Raw genomic sequence first — 19590 nt, 5'->3', positions numbered from 1 at the left:
ATATAACAGAAGTATAAGGGAATAGTTTAAAGTTTTTTTGTTATTTGTCTTGACAATTTCTTTACAAAGTATCTATTAGTACAATTGCCCAAGTTACAATAAAGATAAAAATACTTAAAAATACTATAGCACTTCCTACATCTTTAGCTCGTCCTGCCATATCATGATGTTCCAAAGTTACTAAATCAACAACTCGCTCGATTGCACTATTTGTAGTTTCTGCTAGGATCATTCCCATTAAAGTAATGAACATTAAAGCTTTGTTAGTAAGGCTTACATCAATAAAAATAATTACAGGAAGTAAAATAATAGTTATGATTAACTCTATTTTAAAAGAAGTCTCTGTTTTGATTAAGTCAATTAAACCTTTTAATGCATAAGAGGTATTTTTAAAAAAATTATATTTAGGTTGATTTCTCAAGGGTTACCTTTTGTTTGAATTGTGTTAATTTTACTATTAATAAAATAATAAGCCAAGCTAACAACATAGTAATAATTGTATGACTTAAAAAGTGGTCACCTAAAAGCATCTTGTATGTACCCATACTCCAACCAACTATTAAAGCACCAATTAATGCACGTTTTTGATTTTTTACAGTTTTAAATAAAAAGAATAGAGCCATAAGTGCAAAACCACCACTAGCATGACCTGCTGGCCAACACTTGATTTTTGAAGTTTGAACAAAATCTTTTGGGTAAGAATCAAATACTTTAATATCAGGATAAGTTCCATTAAAATGGACAATATCACAAGGACAAGGTGTATTTGTAACGGCTTTTAATGTACCTATGAGTGATGGAACAAAAATAGCTGATAATAAAACAATAATTAAACCTTTTTTATACTCTTGTATAAACTGCTTTTTTCTTAAAAAAATTAAAGAGAATAAAATAGCTACAGCAAATATAATAAGTAGAACTTTTATCCCATCATATAAAAAAAATCTCAGAATGGATTCTTCTTTTTGTAATAACCAATTTTTTGTATCAAAATTATAAAAAAAGTTTTGTACAAATATATCTAAATTGCTAAATTGAAAAAGTGCAATTACAGCTATTAATAAAATAGCTGTAATTACTATTTGCTTATTGAGAGATTTTAGCATTATTTATAATGTCCATATCTTTTTTATAAACATTAGTTTTTATCTCAAATAAACCTAAAAGTGTATGAAACAGATTATCTTGTGAAAATCGTTCATTTTTATAAGTATTTAGTTTATTTGTATCAATTTCTTCTTTTATCTCTCCACCAAACCACATAAGTGAACCTATATGTTTTTGTTCATCTGGAGCCATAAAATATGGTAACCCATGTAAATAAATTCCATTTTCACCAAGACTTTCTCCATGATCACTCATGTAAACCATTCCCGTTTCATAATCATTAGAATATGGTTTTAAGAAATTAATTACTTTTGACAAAAAGTAATCTGTATATAAAATTGCATTATCATAAGCATTACTTACTTCTTCTTGCGTACACTCTTCCAATTGATTTGATTTACAAACAGGTGTGAATTTTTCAAACTCTTTTGGGTATCTTTTATAATAAGCAGGGCCATGATTTCCCATTTGATGAAGTACTATTAAAATATCTTCATCTTTGTTTTTTTTGATATATTCATCAAGTCCAACTAACATTCCCTCATCTCTACACTCTTCATCACATATTGTATTTGTTTTAGAAGTTCTATAATCTTCAAAATCTACTCTTAATGCAACACCTTTTGAGTCAGAATTATTGTCTCTCCATAAAATCTTTACATCATTTGTATGTTTTAAAACATCTAGAATATTTTCAGTTGATATACCTTTTTTATAATCATAATCTGTTTTATCAAAAATTGAGAACATACAAGGAACAGACTCTGCTGTTGATGTTCCACATGAATACATATTTGAAAAATTTATAATATCCTCTTTTTTAAGAAGAGGGTTTGTCTCTTTTTCATAACCATTTAGTGAAAATCTATTAGCTCGTGCAGCCTCTCCAACTACCATAATAATTAATTCCTTTTTCTCAAGTCGATTATTAGCATCTTTTAATATAGTTGCATCTTGCCCAACTTCTTTGATAATAATTGGTCCACTTGTGGTTTTACTTATATAATTTCCAATACTGTAAATCCAATATATTGGATTTATATGGTATCTTAGTGGTTTATGCTCCCTAAAAAATGAAGTATAAAATTTACTAAAACTAAATAATACGACCAAAATAATTGCTAAAGATAATAAAAGAGTTTTTAGTTTTGAGAAAATCTCTTGTTTAAAAGGTTTATATTCAATTTTAGTTTTAATAATAAGATATGAAGGAATTATCGCTAAAAATAAAATATAGATGATTAGTTTATAACTAAATAAATCAGATGACTCATTTAAATTTGTTTGTAAAGTATTTCTAATCATACTATCATCAATAACAACATGATAAGTATCCATAAAATATGCAGTAAATGCTGAAACAACCAATGTAATTATTAAAAGAGGTTTAGTTGTATATTTAGATGAAAGAAGTGAAAATAAAAATATAATAAAACTTATTAATAAAATAAAAATAGAAAAAATATAAATGATATTTAATCCTTGGTTTGGATAAGTATTTAATACATTTTTAAAAAATGAAAAATTATAAAATATTGTAAAAAATATTGCACTAATAAATATTAGTCTATATTGAGAAATTTGTTTCAATCAAAGCCCTTGTGTTATTTATGATGGCTGAATGATAATAGTATTTAATTAATATTCAATTAACCATAAATTAATTTTTGTTCATTATATATGTTTATTATAAATTGCAATTGTAAAATGTATTTACAATTTCTTTACAATTATTACAGGTAAATTACGATTTTTCCTGCTTTCATAGATATATTTGTGGACTTAAGCTATTTTTTAGTATAATCGCGAAAATTTATATAAAGAGAATCAATGAGAGACATTAGAAATATTGCAGTAATTGCACACGTTGACCACGGTAAAACTACATTAGTAGATGAGTTATTAAAACAATCAGGAACATTTTCATCGCACCAAAATGTTGATGAAAGAGTAATGGATAGCAATGCTATCGAAAAAGAAAGAGGAATTACTATTCTTTCTAAAAATACAGCTATTGATTATGAAGGTGTAAGAATTAACATCATCGACACTCCAGGCCATGCTGACTTTGGTGGAGAAGTTGAAAGGGTATTAAAAATGGTTGACTCTGTTTTATTACTTGTTGATGCTCAAGAAGGTGTTATGCCTCAAACTAAATTCGTTGTTAAAAAAGCTTTATCTTTAGGACACAGACCAATCGTTGTTATTAATAAAATTGACAAACCAGGTGGAGATCCAGATAGAGTTGTTGATGAAGTATTTGACCTTTTCGCTCAAATGGATGCAACTGAAGAGCAATTAGATTTCCCAGTTGTTTATGCAGCTGCACGTGATGGTTATGCAAAAATGTCTTTATCTGATGAAAACAAAGATTTAACTCCATTATTTCAAACAATTTTAACAGAAGTTCCAAAACCAGTAGGTTCTGATGAAAATGGTTTACAACTTCAAGTATTTACACTTGACTATGATAACTTCATTGGAAAAATTGGTATTGCTAGAATCTTTAACGGTACTATTTCAATGGGTGAAACTGTACTTTTAGTTAAAGCTGATGGTGAAAAAATCAAAGGAAGAGTTTCTAAACTTATCGGATTTAAAGGTATGGATAGATTTGATATTAAAACTGCTGGTACTGGTGATATTGTTGCTGTTGCTGGTTTTGAAACTATTGATGTTGGTGATTCATTATGTGACCCAACAAATCCAATGCCACTTGACCCAATGCACATTGAAGAGCCAACTCTTTCTGTAACATTTGCTGTAAATGATTCTCCATTAGCAGGAACAGAAGGTAAATTTATTACTTCAAATAAAATCAATGAAAGATTAGCAGCTGAAATGAACACTAACATTGCTATGAATTATGAGCAAATTGGTGAGGGTAAATTTAAAGTAAATGGAAGAGGGGAATTACAAATTTGTATCCTTGCTGAAAATATGAGAAGAGAAGGTTTTGAGTTCTGTATTGGAAGACCTGAAGTTATTACAAAAATTGAAAATGGTGTTAAAACTGAACCATTTGAACATTTAGTTATTGATTTACCTGATGAACATACAGGTGCTATTATTGAAAAACTTGGAAAAAGAAAAGCTAATATGACAAATATGGTACCAATGGGTGCTGGTTATACAAGATTAGAGTTTGAAATTCCTGCACGTGGTTTAATTGGTATTAGAACAGAATTCTTAACAGAAACTAAAGGTGAGGGTGTTATGAATCACTCATTCTTAGAATTTAGACCATATTCAGGAATAGTTGAATCAAGAAAATATGGAGCATTAGTTTCTATGGAAGCTGGAGAAGCTGTTGGTTATTCAATCTTCAACTTACAAGATAGAGGAATTATGTTTGTTAAACCTCAAGATAAAGTATATGTTGGAATGGTAATTGGTCAACATGCAAAAGATAACGATTTAGATGTTAACCCAACTAAAGGGAAAGCTCAATCAAATGTTAGATCTTCAGGTGCTGATGAAGCTATTAAATTAGTTCCACCAAGAGCTATGTCTTTAGAAAATGCATTAGAATGGATTGAAGAAGATGAATCAGTTGAGATTACACCTATTTCAGTTAGAGTAAGAAAAAGAGAGTTAGATCCAACTGTTAGAAAAAGAACAGCAAAAAAAGAGAAATATAACTAATTTTAACTTTTTAGTTATTTTTATAAGAGGGAGAGGATATTTTATCCTTTCCCTTTTTTTTTATGCTATATAAAATAATCATACCATTGTGTATAATAATTATACAGTCAAATGTTTTGCCATATGAATTATTTAGTTTAGATTTAGATAAATAAGACTAGAATTTATTTAGTTCAGGAGGTGTAATTTGAGTAATGAAAAAAATAGTGTATCTGAAGTTTTCTGGGAAACCTTTTCTAATCAGGATAGACAAAAGATAAAAGAGTTCCAAAATTATATGGATAAGTTTGCTGTTAATTTCAATCTTTACAAAGATGGAAATTTTATTGAAAGATCTTTACCATTCGATGTTATTCCTCGAATTATAGAAACTAAAGAGTTTGATATAATTGATAGAGGATTAACTCAAAGAATAAAAGCCTTAAATCTATTTTTAGAAGATTTATATACTACTAAAAATATTGTAAAAGATAATATTGTGCCAGAAGAGTTTATTTATCAAGCAAAAGGATATTTAAAAGAACTTCATGGTTTCTCTCCTTCAAAAAAAATTCGTACTCATATTAATGGTATAGATTTAGTAAAAGATACAGTTTCTGATAAATGGGTTATTTTAGAAGATAACTTAAGAGTTCCAAGTGGAGCTAGTTATCCTTTATCAATTAGAGATACTTACAGAAAAATCTATCCAAGTTTTTTTGAAAAGCTAAAAATTAAACCTATTAAAGAGTATCCATCAATGCTGAGAGAGTCTATGGATTATGTAAATTGTGGAGGAATAAATGTTGTTTTAACTCCTGGAAGATTTAATTCGGCATATTATGAACATACGTATTTAGCAAAAAAAATAGGTGCTCAACTTGTAAGAAATGAAGAACTAGTCGTAAAAAATAAAATTTTATTCTTTAAAAATTATGATGGAAGATTAGTAAGAGTTGGAGCTGTTTATAGAAGATTAGATGATGAATTTTTAGATCCAAAGTTCTTTAATTCAGAGAGTTTAATTGGAGTTCCAGGAATCATGGAAGCTTATTTAGCTGGAAATGTTGCCATTATGAACGCACCTGGAAATGGAGTTGCTGATGATAAAGGTATCTACTATTTTGTTCCAAAAATGATTAAATATTATTTAGGTGAAGAGCCAATTTTAGAAAATGCACCAACATATTTACCTTATTTTGAAAATGATAAAAAATATATTTTTGATAATATTGAAAAATTAGTAATAAAAGATGTTGCAGAAGCAGGTGGTTATGGGGTTATGTTTGGGCATGCGATGACGAAAATCCAGTTATCAGATTTAAAAACTATAATTGAAGCAAATCCTAGAAGATTCATTGCACAAGAGTTAATAGAGTTTTATGATGAAGAGTGTTACTTAAACGATGAAATTGTTCAAAGAAAAGCAGATTTTAGAGCTTATGTTGTAATGAGTGATGAGCCAAAAGTTTGGAAATGTGGACTGACACGTTATGCAATGGAAGCTGGGAATTATTTAGTGAATTCATCTCAAGGTGGTGGATTTAAAGATACTTGGGTTATGGAGGCATAAGATGGAGCAATTATTAACTGCAAATGTTGCAACAAACTTATATTGGTTTGGTAGATATTTAGAAAGAGTTGAAGTAACTTTACTTGAAATCGTTTATGCCTTTGATAAGGTTATTGATACTGATAAAGATTGTGGTAAAGAACTTTATAAAAAATTTGGAATAGATTTAGAATATTCAAGTGCAAAGGAGTTTTTAAATATTTCAATATTTGGAAATCATCATGCGAATTTACAAACATTAATTAATCTTGCTAAAGAGAATGCAATTATTAGTAGAACTAATATGGATACTGAGGCTTTTGGTTCTGTTGTTGAGTTGGCTAATTTATTAAAACATTCAAGTTTAGATGTTGATTGTAGATTTATTGATAAGGTTTTATCTTTAATTAGTGAAATTTGGGGTGAACTAACAAGAAAACAGCATAGACAAGCGAGTGATTATTTTATCAGACTGGGGAAACTTGTCGAGAAAGTAGATTTTCATTTAAGACTAGAAGAAGATAAAGTTTTTTCATTGGTACTTATGGAAGAAATAGATAAGATTGTTACTAGATTAGCACCTGAATCAAAATTTGTTCCTCATGATATAGATGATTCTTTTGAAACCATTTTGAATTCAATTAATGCTAAAATAAATAAAATTATAGTAGAGAATTAATGAAAACAACAGAGATATTTACATCTGAGTTACCAGTAGGTGAAAAACTAGCAGTTAAAAGAACTAGATTTGAACCTTTAAAAAAGTCTAATAATAAAACTAAAAGGATTTCAATAGTAAGTGGAATTCATGGAGATGAATTAGAAGGGCAGTTAGTTATTTATCTTTTAGCAAATTGGTTAAATACTAATAGTGATAAATTAAAAGGTATTGTTGATATTTATCCAGCTGTAAACTCTTTAGGTGTAGATACAATTACAAGGGGCTTTCCTTTGTATAATGTTGATTTAAATAGAACATTTCCTGGTAATTCTAATGAATTTTTACCAGGACAAGTTGTTTTTGCTCTTGCAAATGATGTAAAAGGAAGTGATATTGCTATTGATATTCATTCAAGCAATATTTTTTTACGAGAAATCCCACAAATTAGAATAAATAAAGAGTATTCAAAATCTACTTTACCCCTTGCAAAAGAGTTAAATTGTGATTTTATTTGGATTCATGATGCAGTAACTGTTCTTGAATCTACTTTTTCACATACAATGAATTCAATGGGAACAAAAACCCTTGTGGTTGAAATGGGTGTTGGAATGAGACTTACAAAAGCATATGGACACCAATTACTACTGGGAATTTTAAATCTAATGCAAAAAGAGGGAATTATTGAGGGTAAAGATGATTTTATCGTAAGAGAAGCTTTTAACTCTGAAATAGGAGAAGTATTTTATTTAAATGCTCCAAAAAGTGGACTGTTTGTTCCTGCTCTTGATCATTGTGCAATTATTAAAAAAGATGAAAAAATTGGAGATATAGTTGATCCATTAACTGGTTCAATACATGTTACTTTGATAGCTCCTGCTGATGGAATATTATTTACTTTAAGAGAATATCCTGTTGTTTATGAGGGTTCGTTAATAGCTAGAATTTTTGGAGATAACAGTGGAAAAAATTGAAATATTAAGAATTGAATCATTAAGTCGTGCTCCATTAGTTATTGAAGGATATTTTTTTAAAGGAACTAACCCAAAAGCTCCTAAAGTTGCAATTATTGGTGCCATGGAAGGTGATTCTATCTTACCATTATATTGTGCTTCAAAAATGGTAGATTTTTTCAAGAATAAAATTGATAAAGAAAAAATCAAAGGTGATGTATTAATTATCCCTTCAATTAATCATTATGCTTTAAATATTGGAAAAAGATTCTGGCCTTTAGATAATACTGATTTAAACATGATGTTCCCTGGATATGAGTTGGGTGAAACTACACAAAGAATTGCTAAAAAAGTTTTTGATGCAATTAGTGGATATGATTATGGAATTATTTTAGAAAGACGCCCAGATCCTGCAACTTGCCTACCATATATAAAACTTTATAAAAGTGGTTACGAAGATTTAGTGGCTGCAAAAAAGTTTGGTTTTAAAATGATCCATCATCGAACTATGAAGTCAATTGATACTGTTACTCTACAATATAACTGGCAACTTTGGGGAACCAAAGCTTTTTCAATTATCTGCCCAAGTGATAATTTAGTTGATAAAAAGAGTGCAAGCCAAATAAATCAAGCCATGATTAGATTTATGGATAAAAATAAAATTATAGATTATCATATTTTTGCGGGTTACGAATCAACTGTAATTGATAGAAATTCAATTAATGTTGTTAAATCTCCTAGAAGTGGTATTTTTATTCCTAAAGAACTTCCAGGAAATTATGTATCTAAAGATCAAATTATTGGAGAAATAGTTCACTCTTTAGAAGGTGAGGTTATTCACCAATTTTTGGCTCCTTGTAATGGTATGATTACATGTTCTTATAGTTACTCTTTAATCTATGAACACGCAGTTGCTTTTAGAATTGCAAAAATTGGTTAGTATTTACTAGCCAATTAGAAAAATAATAAAAAGAAAAAGAATCTTAAAAAATTATATTTATCCTTAGAAATCAGAAATATTACTCCTTATCAGTTACATAGGTAACTTTTATCACTTATTAAATTTATTATTTATAATTATGTAAATAATTAATTACAAATACAATAAAAAAATAATACTATTGGGTTTTAAATTATAAGGAAGAAATAATGATAAAAAACATCAATACAAAAATGAAACTCCTGTTGTTTCCATTAATGTTTGTAGTAATAGTAATAGTGTCAGGGATAGTGTATGTTCATTTTAGTGATATAGAAAATGCAAGAAATAAAGTAGCAATAGAAACAGAGAACTTTATTCAACAATTGTTAAAAGGAAGAATATCAGTTTATCAGTTCTTAAGAGCCGTAAATGATGAAAATAAACAAAAAGTAATAGATAACTTTAATACATTAAATAATGATGTAACACAATTAAAAAAAGAGTTAACTACTCAAAAAAATAAAGATTTGAGTGATGAAATTATCTCTTCTTCAAAAGAGTATCTAACAAGTTTTAATCAAGTTGCCTCAATGTTAATAGATAATAAAACAAATGGTATAAAAGAAGAATCTGAAGAGTTAAAAAATACAGTAAAAATGATGGCTGAAGCAGGTGTTGTTTTAGAAAAAAAAATAGATGCAATAAATATTAGTGCTATACAATTAAAGATAGAAGCTCATAGTTTATTGAATAATATATTGATGGCTTTAGTAATTATCTCAATTGCTATATTTATAATTATTTCTTTGTTAATTTCAAATATAGTAATAAAATCCCTAAATGATTTTAAAACTGGATTAATCTCTTTTTTTGATTACCTAAATAAAAAATCAACAACAGTTTTACTTCTTGATGATAAATCAAAAGATGAATTTGGTGAAATGGCAGTGTTTGTAAATGAGAATATTAAACAAATAGAAAACACACTAAACCAAGATAACTCTTTAATTGATGATGCAAAAGTAGTAATGACAAGAGTAAATAATGGTTGGTATGGACAATTTATAGAGAAATCAACTAATAACAGTTCACTAGAAGAGTTTAAAAATAATGTAAATCAAATGATAAGAAGTACAAGAGATAGGTTTATTGAAGTAGATGAATTATTAGAAAAATATGCAAAACTAAATTATGTAGATACTTTAAAGATGCATGAAAATGATGAACATGGTGGAGTGTTTGAAAGATTAGTAGTAGGTATTAATACTTTGCAAAATTCCATTACTCAAATGTTAGTAGAAAATAAAACAAATGGTCTAACTTTAGATGAAAGTTCAAATATACTTTTATCAAATGTAGATAAATTAAATCAAAGCTCAAATGAAGCAGCAGCATCTTTAGAAGAAACAGCAGCAGCAATAGAAGAGATAACTTCAAATATTAGAAATAATACAGAGAATATTTCAAAAATGGCAATTCTTTCAAATGAAGTAACAGCTTCTGCTTCTCAAGGTGAGAAATTAGCAAATCAAACAACAGTTTCAATGGATGAGATAAATACTCAAGTAAATGCTATAAATGATGCAATTTCTGTAATTGACCAAATTGCTTTCCAAACAAATATTCTTTCTTTAAATGCAGCAGTAGAAGCAGCAACAGCAGGAGAAGCAGGAAAAGGATTTGCAGTAGTAGCAGCAGAAGTGAGAAACCTAGCATCTCGTTCAGCAGATGCTGCACGTGAGATAAAATCAATCGTAGAAACAGCAACAGTAAAAGCGAATGATGGTAAAAAAATAGCTGGAAATATGATAGAGGGATATAAACAATTAAATGGAAATATCACTCATACAATAAATTTAATACAAGATATCCAAAATGCATCAAAAGAGCAGTTGTTAGGAATTGAACAGATAAATGATGCAGTAAATCAATTAGACCAACAAACACAACAAAATGCAGCAGTAGCATCACAAACTCATGATGTGGCAGTGTTAACAGATCAAATAGCTAAATTGGTGGTTAGTAGTGCTGATGAAAAAGAATTTATTGGGAAAAATACAGCTAAATCAAAAAATATAAAATCAGCAGCTAAAGCTATACACATGGCAGAAGCTCAAGAAAAACAAAGTCATAATAAAGTTGTATCTAAAAAAGTAGTAAAACCTGTAGAGTCACACTCAGCTAAAACAAAAGATACAGATGAATGGGAGAGTTTTTAAACTCTTCTATCCTTCTATAATTTTCACATTAACTTTTACACTTAAAGCACTATTCCCACTACTTTGAACAACACCTTTTAAGGGTGAAATATCTAAATAATCTCTTCCATAACCTAAAATTATATACTCTTCATTTGGGATTTTATTATTTGTTGGATCAAAATCTAACCATCCAACATCAGGAATATAAATAGAAAACCAAGCATGAGAAGCATCTGCACCAAAAAGTTTTTCACTTCCCTCTGCTGGGATTGTTTGAATATAACCACTTATATATCTAGTTGGAATACCGATACTTCTAAGTGCTGAAATTGCAAACTGCGCGAAATCTTGACAAACCCCTTTTTTCTCTTTGAAAATTACTTCAATAGGAGTTGTAATATCACTAAATCCAGATACAAATTTGAAATCATTGAATATTCTAGCCATAAATTCAGTTGTTGCTTCAATTATATTTCTATCTTCACTAAAAGATTCTAAAACATATTTTTTTATTTCAAGTGATGGCATTGGGATAGATTCTGTTTCAAATAAAAAATATTTTGCCAATACATCATTTGCATTATAACTGCTAAATCTCTCTTTTAATTGTTTAAGAGTAATTTTTACATCCTTAAAAAGGCTTAACTCTTTTTTTATTTCCGTTTCAAGTCTTTCAACTTTTGAAGTTGCAATAACTTTTAGGTTTTTATGGGCTTCTCTAATAAGCATAAAATTATTTGTATTTTCAAAATAATCAACAAATTCATTTGTTTCATACGGTGTTGGCTCAATTTTTAGTGAGTATTCAAGTAATTTTTGCGTATTTGAATTTTTAGGTTTTAATCTTGCAATATTATGACTAAAAGTTACAAGTCCTGCATAATTAAAGTTTGTTTCGTGGTATATTTCATAAATCATTGTTACTCATTATAGTGTGAAAAATATGTTTTAGTTAATTCTTCAGATGTTTGTGTTAATAAATCAGAAAGAGTTGATAAAAACTCATCTAATCCTTTATATACATACTCTTCCTCAGAACTCTCTAATAGTTTTTGCGTGCTTGTTAAAGTTATCATTGAAAATACCTTAAATACAGGTTCTTCGAAACTACTTAAGTGTGAATTATTTTCATTTTTTGGGAGTTCTTTTAAATCACTTAATAGTTGATTTATTATATAAATCAAAGATTTTGGATATTTTGTATTAAATATTAAAAAGTCTAATACATTTTCTAAGTCTAAAGAAGATTTATAATACGCCCTATAAGAGTTATAACTTTCATAAGAATTTAACATAGAATCTAAAACATCATACTCTATTAATTTATCAAGTTTTTGAGTAAGAAGTGATCTTAATTTAGAAATTAATAGTTGAGATATTTCTATTTTACATCCAATATCATATAAAATTAATCCTTGTTCTTTAAATATACTTTCATCAATTAGCTCTCTGTAAGCCATTAAAAAAATTAATAAACTATCTAGTTCATTTATATGATCTTTGTATGTGAAAACTTCTCTTTTATTATAGCTATTCCACTCTTTTTGCATTTTTTCATAGATTCTCCATGCTTCTATTGTAAGAAGATTTTTTACACTTGCATTTAAATTTGAGAGCATAGAAAGACTGAAACTAAGAGTTCCAACTCTATTTTTATCTCTTATTAGTGAAATAATCTCTTTAATTGGCGTAATAGTAGATTTTTCATCCAAAAAGCCAGGATAACTCATAGTTAAATGCGTTAATGCATTATTTAAAATTTTAATTGTGAGTTTTGAATTACTCTTGTCGTCATATCGGTTTAGATTAAGCATACTTTTTAAATTAAATCTAATCATTCTTGAAGTTGTTATTGATCTTGTTAAATATCTTCCTAACCAAAATAAATTTTCTGCTCTTTTAGTTGAAATATTTTCTAAGCGTGAATCAATAAAAGCTCTATTTTTAAAGATATTATTTCCAGTAGAATCAACATTTTTTCCTAATATCCATAAATCTTTACTAGCTCCACCTTTTTGATTTGATACAACAAGGGAATCTTTTGATGGAGAAACTCTAATTAATCCTCCAGGCATTACATGATATTTATCTTCATGTAAATAAGAAAATGACCTTATTACTGCATTTCTAGGTTCAATTTTACCTTTTGTAAATGATGGACTTGTAGAAAAGTCAATAATTTCTTGTCCAACATAATAGTGTGGATTTTTTTCTATTTTTTCTATTAACTCTTTTAATTGAATATCATCTAATTTATTAGCAAAATGAACTTCTATATTATCTGTTCGGTCAATTTTTTTTATGATTAAATTTTTGATATTTTCAAGTACAAATTTAAGTTCTTTTTTTTGTCCACACCACCAAGTTGCTATTTGAGGAAGAATTAATTCTTCATTTAGTAAAAACTTTGCAATATTTTTCATAAATGGATTTAGTCCAATATTTTCTAAAATACCAACACCAATTGGATTTATCATTGATAGATTATTTTTTCTAATTACATTTACAAGTCCAGCAACTCCTAAATGTGAGTCATTTCTTAATTCAAGAGGGTCACAATATTGTGAATCAACTCTTCTAATTAAAGTATCAACTTTTCTTAATCCATTTAAACTTTTTAGCCATAATTGGTTGTTTTTTACAAGTAAATCTTCACCTTGAACAAGAGTTAAATCTAAAAAAGAACTAATATATGAGTGTTCAAAATAGGTCTCATTTAAAGGACCTGGAGTTAAAAGAACAATCAATGGATTGTCTTGATTTGATGATGAGAGAGATTTTAACATAGTTTTAAAACCCTCAATAAATTTTGCCATTTTTAGAATTTCAACATTTGGATATAAATCATTTGAGATTGAGTTCATTGTAAGTCGATTTTCTATTGCATAACCTAGACCTGATGGAGATTGAGTTCTATCATTTATAACCCAAAACTTTCCATCAGGACCTCTGCTTATATCTGCTGCATAAAATCGCATAGAGTAATAATCTTTATTTTCAAAATTAAAAACTTCAGGAATAAAACTTTTATGGGCAAAAATAATTTCAGCAGGAACAATTCCCTCTTTAATTAATCTTTGCTCAGTATATAAATCTTTGAAAATTAGATTTAAAAGTTTTGCTCTTTGTTTTAGTCCTCTTGAAACCTCTTCCCACTCCGTAGATGTAAGAGCTAAGGGAATAGGGTCTAAATTCCATCTTCTGTTGTTTCCTTCTGGGTCATTATAAATATTATAAGTAACCCCATTATCTTCAAGTTTCCAATCAATTTCTAGTTGTTTTTGTTCAAGTTGTTTAATACCTGCCTCTTCTAAACCTTTTACAATGTCATCCCAATGAGGTTTAATATTGCATTTTGTATCAAACATTTCATCATATGATGACTCTAACTTACAACTATCAAAAATTGACATCTACTTTTTTATCCACCTTTGTCTTAAATCTAATGTATGTGGGTATTCTTTATTTTTTGGCATCTCTTTAAAAAGAAGTTTTTTACTTCCTTTTGTATTTGTTAATGTTCTTGTTGCTTCCACAGCAAATAGAGTATTTGCTTCCCCTGAAATAGATGGTTCATATGCTTCAACTTCACCTTGTGAGTGATTGAAGTCCCAGTATCTATTTATTCTTCTTGACTCTGCTTCATAAGAATTTACAGGGAAAGTATCATAACTTCTTCCACCTGGATGTGCAACAAAATAATTAAACCCACCAATAGATCTAGTATTCCATTTATCTATTATATCAAAAGTTAAAGGTGTATCTACTTTAATGGTTGGATGAAGGGCTGACCAAGGTTGCCAAGCTTTGTATCTAACCCCACTTACAAACTCACCCTCAACATCTGTTTTTGATAGGGGAACTTGCACCCCATTACAAGTTACTATGTATCTTTCTTCATTGAAATTTTCAATTTTTATTTGTAATCTCTCAACAGATGAGTCAACATATCTTGATGTTCCTTGTGAACTTGATTCTTCTCCCAGAACATTCCATGGCTCAATTGCTGATCTAATTTCAACTGGCATTCCCTCAATCATAGTCATTCCGTATAATGGGAATCTAAATTCAAAGAATGGGTCAAACCAATCAAGTTTAAACTCATAACCCTCATCATTTAAGTATTGAACGACACTTCTTAAATCCTCTTTTACATAGTGTTCAAGTAAGAATTTATCATGTAATCTTGTACCCCATCTAACTAAATCATGTTTATATGGTTTTTTCCAAAAACAAGATACTAAAGCTCTAACTAATAACATTTGTAAAAGTGCCATTTGAGAGTGAGGTGGCATATCAAAAGCTCTAAGCTCTAATATTCCAAGTCTTCCCGTGCTACTATCAGGAGAATAAAGTTTGTCTATACAAAACTCACTTCTGTGTGTATTTCCTGTAATGTCAGTTAACATATGTCTAAATAATCTATCAGTTAACCAAAATGGAACATCACCACTTTCTGGAATTTGTGAAAAGGCAATCTCTAATTCATAAAGATTTTCAGCTCTTCCTTCATCAACTCTTGGAGCTTGTGAAGTTGGTCCTATGAATGCTCCTGAGAATAGATAAGATAAACCTGGATGGTGTTGCCAGAATGTGATTAGACTTCTTAGTAATTGAGGATTTCTTAATAGTGGAGAATCACTTGGTTTCATCGCTCCAATAGTAACATGGTTACCACCACCAGTTCCTGTGTGTCTTCCATCAATCATAAACTTTTCAGTTCCAAGTCTACAAAGTCTTGCATCTTCATAAAGTGCAAGTAGATTATCACTTAACTCTTTCCAAGAACTTGCAGGTTGAATATTTACTTCAATAACACCTGGATCTGGAGTTACTTTGATTCTATCTGTTCTTAAATCGTGTGGAGGTTCATAACCTTCAATGATTACAGATAAATTTAAAATAGTTGCAGTTTGTTCAATTGAAGCAATTAAATCTAAGAATACTTCTGTGTCTTCAATTGGAGGAAGGAAAATACAAAGTTTATTGTCTCTTATTTCAGATGTAATTGCAGTTCTTACAAAAGTATTTGAATTAAATTTTGTAGTTGTTTTTTTACTAGTTTTTTTAGCTCTTTTTTTCACATCTTTAATATAATCGCCAAGTTGTGGAGCAAAGGCAAAAAGGTCTGTTTCAAAATTTTTTTCTAATTCAACAGGTGGTTTTACTACTAATGATTCTAAGGGAAGTCTTAATCCCAATGGTGAATTTCCAGCACTTAAGAAAAGATGATTTCTTCTAAATTCCCATTTAGAACTTATCCATTTTGTAACTCCAAAATTTAAAGGTAAAACATATCCCACTTCATTGTTTAAACCTTGTGCTAATTTATCAGCTATTGTTTTTCTCTCAAGTGGGTCTTTTAAATCATATTTTAAAGGGTCAATATCAATAGGAAGTTCAGCTTCTTTCATAATATAATAGATTGGGTCTTCAAAGGCTGGACTTATATTTTCATCACTAACACCTAAAACAGATGCAAGTGTTGATAAAAAGTTTTTTGCATCAGCAGTTGTATAAGGAAAAACATCATTTTTATTTGCAAGAAGTGCTGGATTTTCCCAAACAGGTTTTTTATCTTTTCTCCAATAAATTGTTGTTTGCCATCTAGGAAGTGGTTCTCCTGGGTACCATTTTCCTTGTGCATGGTGTAAAAGCCCACCAGTTGTAGTAGTTTCTAAAAGTCTTCTTGCTAGTTTTGTAGCTAATTCTCTTTTATGTTCTCCATCTGCCTCACTATTCCATTGAGCTGATTCCATATCATCAATAGAAACAAATGTAGGTTCTCCTCCCATTGTTAGACGAACATCATTTTTCTCTAAATCTTCATCTACTTTAAAACCTAAGTCATAAATAGCTTTCCATTGTTCTTCTTTATAAGGTTTTGTAACCCTTGGAGATTCAAAAATTCTTGTAACTTTATTTTCAAATTCAAATTCAGTTTCACATTTATCACTAAATCCTTCAATTGCATGAGCAGAGTTATAATGTGGTGTACAAGCAAGAGGAATATGACCTTCACCAGCAAATAATCCACTTGTACTATCAAGTCCAACCCATCCAGCACCAGGAATATAAACTTCTGTCCAAGCGTGTAAATCTGTAAAGTCAGCTTCAGGACCACTTGGTCCATCAAGTGATTTAACATCGGCTGTTAATTGAACTAAATATCCAGATACAAAACGTGCTGCAAGTCCTAAATGTCTTAAAACTTGTACAAAAAGCCAAGCAGAATCTCTACACGAACCTAATTTCTTTTCTAAAGTAGTTTTACAAGTTTGAACACCTGGTTCTAGTCTTACAGTATAGTTTACATATTGGTTAATTTTTTGATTAACTTCTACTAAAAAATCAATAATTGGTTTTTCTGTTTTATCAATTTTTCCAACAAACTCAGTTAATAATTTGCCATCTTCTTCAATTTTTAAATAAGGTTTTAACTCTTTTTTTAAATCTTTTTTATATTCAAAAGGAAAATTTGTTGCGCTTTCTTCAACAAAAAAGTCAAATGGATTTAATGTAATTAAATCTGCAATAATTTCAACATCAATAAAAAACTCTTTTGTTTTTTCAGGAAATACAATTCTTGCTTGGTAGTTTCCAAATGGATCTTGTTGCCAGTTTAGAAAATGTCCATCGGGTTTTATTTTTAATGAATAAGCTTCAATTGGAGTTCTACTGTGAGGGGCTGGTCTTAATCTTATAATATGTGGAGATAAAGATATAGGTCTATCATATTTATAGTGAGTTTTATGTGAAATAACTACCTTTAAAGACATTTTAAATCCTTTTAAATTTTAATTGAAATTATTATACATGAATAAAATAAGTAAATTTATTAAATAGCTGTATATAAGTAATACAATTGAAACTTTAAAATATTGTGTATATTTTAATACTTGATTCTAATCAATTAAAAAGAATTTTAATTTCTATACAATTATGAAAAATAGGAGTTTGTATGTTAATAAATAAGAATGATTTACCACTTGTATCAATGGATTTTATGAATGATACACATTTTGAAGATGTAGAAATAATAAATGAACTTTATAAAGATATTTTAGAGTATGAAAAAGAACAAAGTGAATTAAATCTAAAAAGTTTAGAAGATAAATATAAAGAGTGGATAACTCACACTGAAAATCATTTTGAAACTGAAGAGATACAAATGAGAGAAAAAGGTTTTTTTGCCTATGAATTTCATAAAAATGAGCATAATATGAATTTATCAGAAATAAAACAACTTTTCGATAATTTTGAAGAGACTAAAAATATTTTAGAATTAAAAAACTATTTCGAAAATAATCTTGTATCTTGGCTAGTTAATCATATTCAAACAATGGATACAGTAACTGCAATGTTTTTCAAAACAGGAATGAGTCCTTGTGCAATGCATTAATTTGAAAGAGTTAGAAATTTGCTAGTAGTTAGATTAAGCGTGTAATTTTAAAATAGTTATCTCACTACTAGCACCAAGTCTCATAGGTGGTCCCCAAAATCCTGTGCCTTTATTCACATAAACTTGGGTGTAGTCATTAAAAGTGTGAAGACCTTTTACATAAGGTTGTTGAAGTTTTATTAAAAAATTAAAGGGAAAGATTTGTCCACCGTGGGTATGTCCACTAAGCATTAAATCAATTCCTTTTGTATTTTCTATTTCTTCTATAAATTTTGGTTGATGAGCCAAAAGAATAGTTGGAGAATTTTCTAAATTTTGCATGGCTTTATTAATATCAGGTATAAAATCATTGTATTTAAAACCAAATCTATCATAAACTCCACAAAGATTAAAACCTTCATCTTTTGGTCCAACATAAACATTTTCATTTTCTAAAGTTTTTATTCCTAATGAGTTCACATAATCAATAATTGGTTTAACTCCATGAAAATATTCATGGTTTCCAACTATAAAATATGTTCCAAATTTCGATTTAATATTTTTAAGTTCATTAAGAGCAGGAATAGCATATTCTAATTTTGTATCAACTAAATCCCCTGTAATTACAACAGCATCCGCATTTAATATATTAATTTTATCTACAAGGGATTTTATAAACTCTTTATCAATCAATCCACCGATGTGGACATCACTTATTTGTACTATATTATATGGTATTTTTAAATTATTTATTTTTACATCTACAACTTCAAGTTGAACATTTTTTGCATTATCCATAGCTTTAGCATTGGTAGCAATTACTAGGGAAATGGCTCCTATATCTAAGCCTTTTTTGAAAAATTCTCTTCGATTATTTTTGAATGGTGTTTTTTTGATTCCAAAAGAGATGATTTCATGTAATAGAGTAATAATAAATGTTAAAAAAATCATCCCAATTGGCAAGGAAAGGACAAAGTAGAGCCAGTTTGGCACTAAGGGATAGTATCTTGCCATTGGGTATAGAACAGCCCCAAAAAAAGTTATATATAATATTAGGCTAAGATACTTTTTCGTCTTATAAGTAAAATCAAGTTTATTTATAAGACGTTTTTTTATTATAAAAGTTTGAAAAGCAAAAACGATAATAAATACTAAAAAAAATATTATTAAATTCATTTGTAATTGTAAACAT

At 28.5% G+C, this 19590-nt stretch carries 14 protein-coding genes; 7 read left to right on the top strand and 7 right to left on the bottom strand.

The window, feature by feature from the left end:
- Positions 1-61 precede the first annotated feature (61 nt).
- From AVENP_RS15740 to AVENP_RS15730, 3 genes are read right to left on the bottom strand one after another with little or no spacing between them, the layout of a single operon-like run.
- A complete protein-coding gene (locus tag AVENP_RS15740; RefSeq protein ID WP_128359824.1) occupies positions 62-421 on the bottom strand; it encodes a diacylglycerol kinase in 360 nt (119 codons plus the stop codon).
- Positions 405-1106 carry a phosphatase PAP2 family protein gene (locus AVENP_RS15735; protein WP_172664342.1) on the bottom strand — a complete coding sequence of 234 codons (702 nt, stop codon included), beginning with the start codon at positions 1104-1106 and terminating at the stop codon, positions 405-407. The genes AVENP_RS15740 and AVENP_RS15735 overlap by 17 nt, the downstream gene beginning before the upstream one ends.
- On the bottom strand, positions 1087-2697 hold the full coding sequence (locus AVENP_RS15730) for a phosphoethanolamine transferase (RefSeq protein ID WP_128359826.1): 1611 nt from the start codon (positions 2695-2697) through the stop codon (positions 1087-1089). The genes AVENP_RS15735 and AVENP_RS15730 overlap by 20 nt, the downstream gene beginning before the upstream one ends.
- Positions 2698-2937: 240 nt before the next feature.
- Between AVENP_RS15730 and typA the strand changes: the two genes are divergently transcribed.
- The 6 genes from typA to AVENP_RS15700 all read left to right on the top strand — a co-directional run bounded on the left by typA (position 2938) and on the right by AVENP_RS15700 (position 11035).
- The gene (typA, locus tag AVENP_RS15725) at positions 2938-4752 is read left to right on the top strand and encodes a translational GTPase TypA (RefSeq protein WP_128359827.1); all 1815 of its coding nucleotides are present in this window, start codon (positions 2938-2940) and stop codon (positions 4750-4752) included.
- A gap of 187 nt (positions 4753-4939) precedes the next feature.
- Complete coding sequence (locus tag AVENP_RS15720) at positions 4940-6304, top strand: circularly permuted type 2 ATP-grasp protein (protein WP_128359828.1); 1365 nt, start codon at positions 4940-4942, stop codon at positions 6302-6304.
- 1 nt (position 6305) lies between these two features.
- The gene (locus tag AVENP_RS15715) at positions 6306-6962 is read left to right on the top strand and encodes an alpha-E domain-containing protein (protein WP_128359829.1); all 657 of its coding nucleotides are present in this window, start codon (positions 6306-6308) and stop codon (positions 6960-6962) included.
- Positions 6962-7915, top strand: coding sequence for a M14 family metallopeptidase (locus AVENP_RS15710; RefSeq protein ID WP_128359830.1), 954 nt, complete (start codon positions 6962-6964; stop codon positions 7913-7915). The genes AVENP_RS15715 and AVENP_RS15710 overlap by 1 nt, the downstream gene beginning before the upstream one ends.
- Complete coding sequence (locus AVENP_RS15705) at positions 7902-8834, top strand: M14 family metallopeptidase (protein WP_128359831.1); 933 nt, start codon at positions 7902-7904, stop codon at positions 8832-8834. The genes AVENP_RS15710 and AVENP_RS15705 overlap by 14 nt, the downstream gene beginning before the upstream one ends.
- A 209-nt stretch (positions 8835-9043) precedes the next feature.
- Positions 9044-11035 (top strand): methyl-accepting chemotaxis protein, encoded by a 1992-nt coding sequence (locus tag AVENP_RS15700; protein ID WP_128359832.1) that lies wholly within the window; start codon positions 9044-9046, stop codon positions 11033-11035.
- 6 nt (positions 11036-11041) lie between these two features.
- Here AVENP_RS15700 and AVENP_RS15695 read toward each other — a convergent pair whose 3' ends face one another.
- The 3 genes from AVENP_RS15695 to AVENP_RS15685 are packed head-to-tail and all read right to left on the bottom strand — an operon-like array spanning position 11042 to position 17796.
- The gene (locus tag AVENP_RS15695) at positions 11042-11935 is read right to left on the bottom strand and encodes a transglutaminase family protein (protein ID WP_128359833.1); all 894 of its coding nucleotides are present in this window, start codon (positions 11933-11935) and stop codon (positions 11042-11044) included.
- 2 nt (positions 11936-11937) lie between these two features.
- Positions 11938-14430, bottom strand: coding sequence for a circularly permuted type 2 ATP-grasp protein (locus AVENP_RS15690; protein WP_128359834.1), 2493 nt, complete (start codon positions 14428-14430; stop codon positions 11938-11940).
- Complete coding sequence (locus AVENP_RS15685; protein ID WP_128359835.1) at positions 14431-17796, bottom strand: transglutaminase family protein; 3366 nt, start codon at positions 17794-17796, stop codon at positions 14431-14433.
- Positions 17797-17978: 182 nt separating this feature from the next.
- Between AVENP_RS15685 and AVENP_RS15680 the strand changes: the two genes are divergently transcribed.
- Positions 17979-18419, top strand: a complete 441-nt coding sequence (locus AVENP_RS15680; RefSeq protein ID WP_128359836.1) for a hemerythrin family protein — start codon at positions 17979-17981, stop codon at positions 18417-18419.
- 33 nt (positions 18420-18452) lie between these two features.
- On the opposite strand, the gene AVENP_RS15675 is transcribed toward AVENP_RS15680, so the two are convergent.
- Positions 18453-19349: a metallophosphoesterase gene (locus tag AVENP_RS15675; protein WP_228201901.1), complete on the bottom strand. Its 897-nt coding sequence runs from the start codon at positions 19347-19349 to the stop codon at positions 18453-18455.
- Between the last annotated feature and the right edge of the window lie 241 nt (positions 19350-19590).

The sequence above is a fragment of the Arcobacter venerupis genome, assembly GCF_013201665.1.
GTDB lineage: Bacteria > Campylobacterota > Campylobacteria > Campylobacterales > Arcobacteraceae > Aliarcobacter > Aliarcobacter venerupis.
The sequence above is the reverse complement of the archived record's forward strand: the minus strand, read 5'-3'. Positions and strand labels throughout refer to the sequence as shown.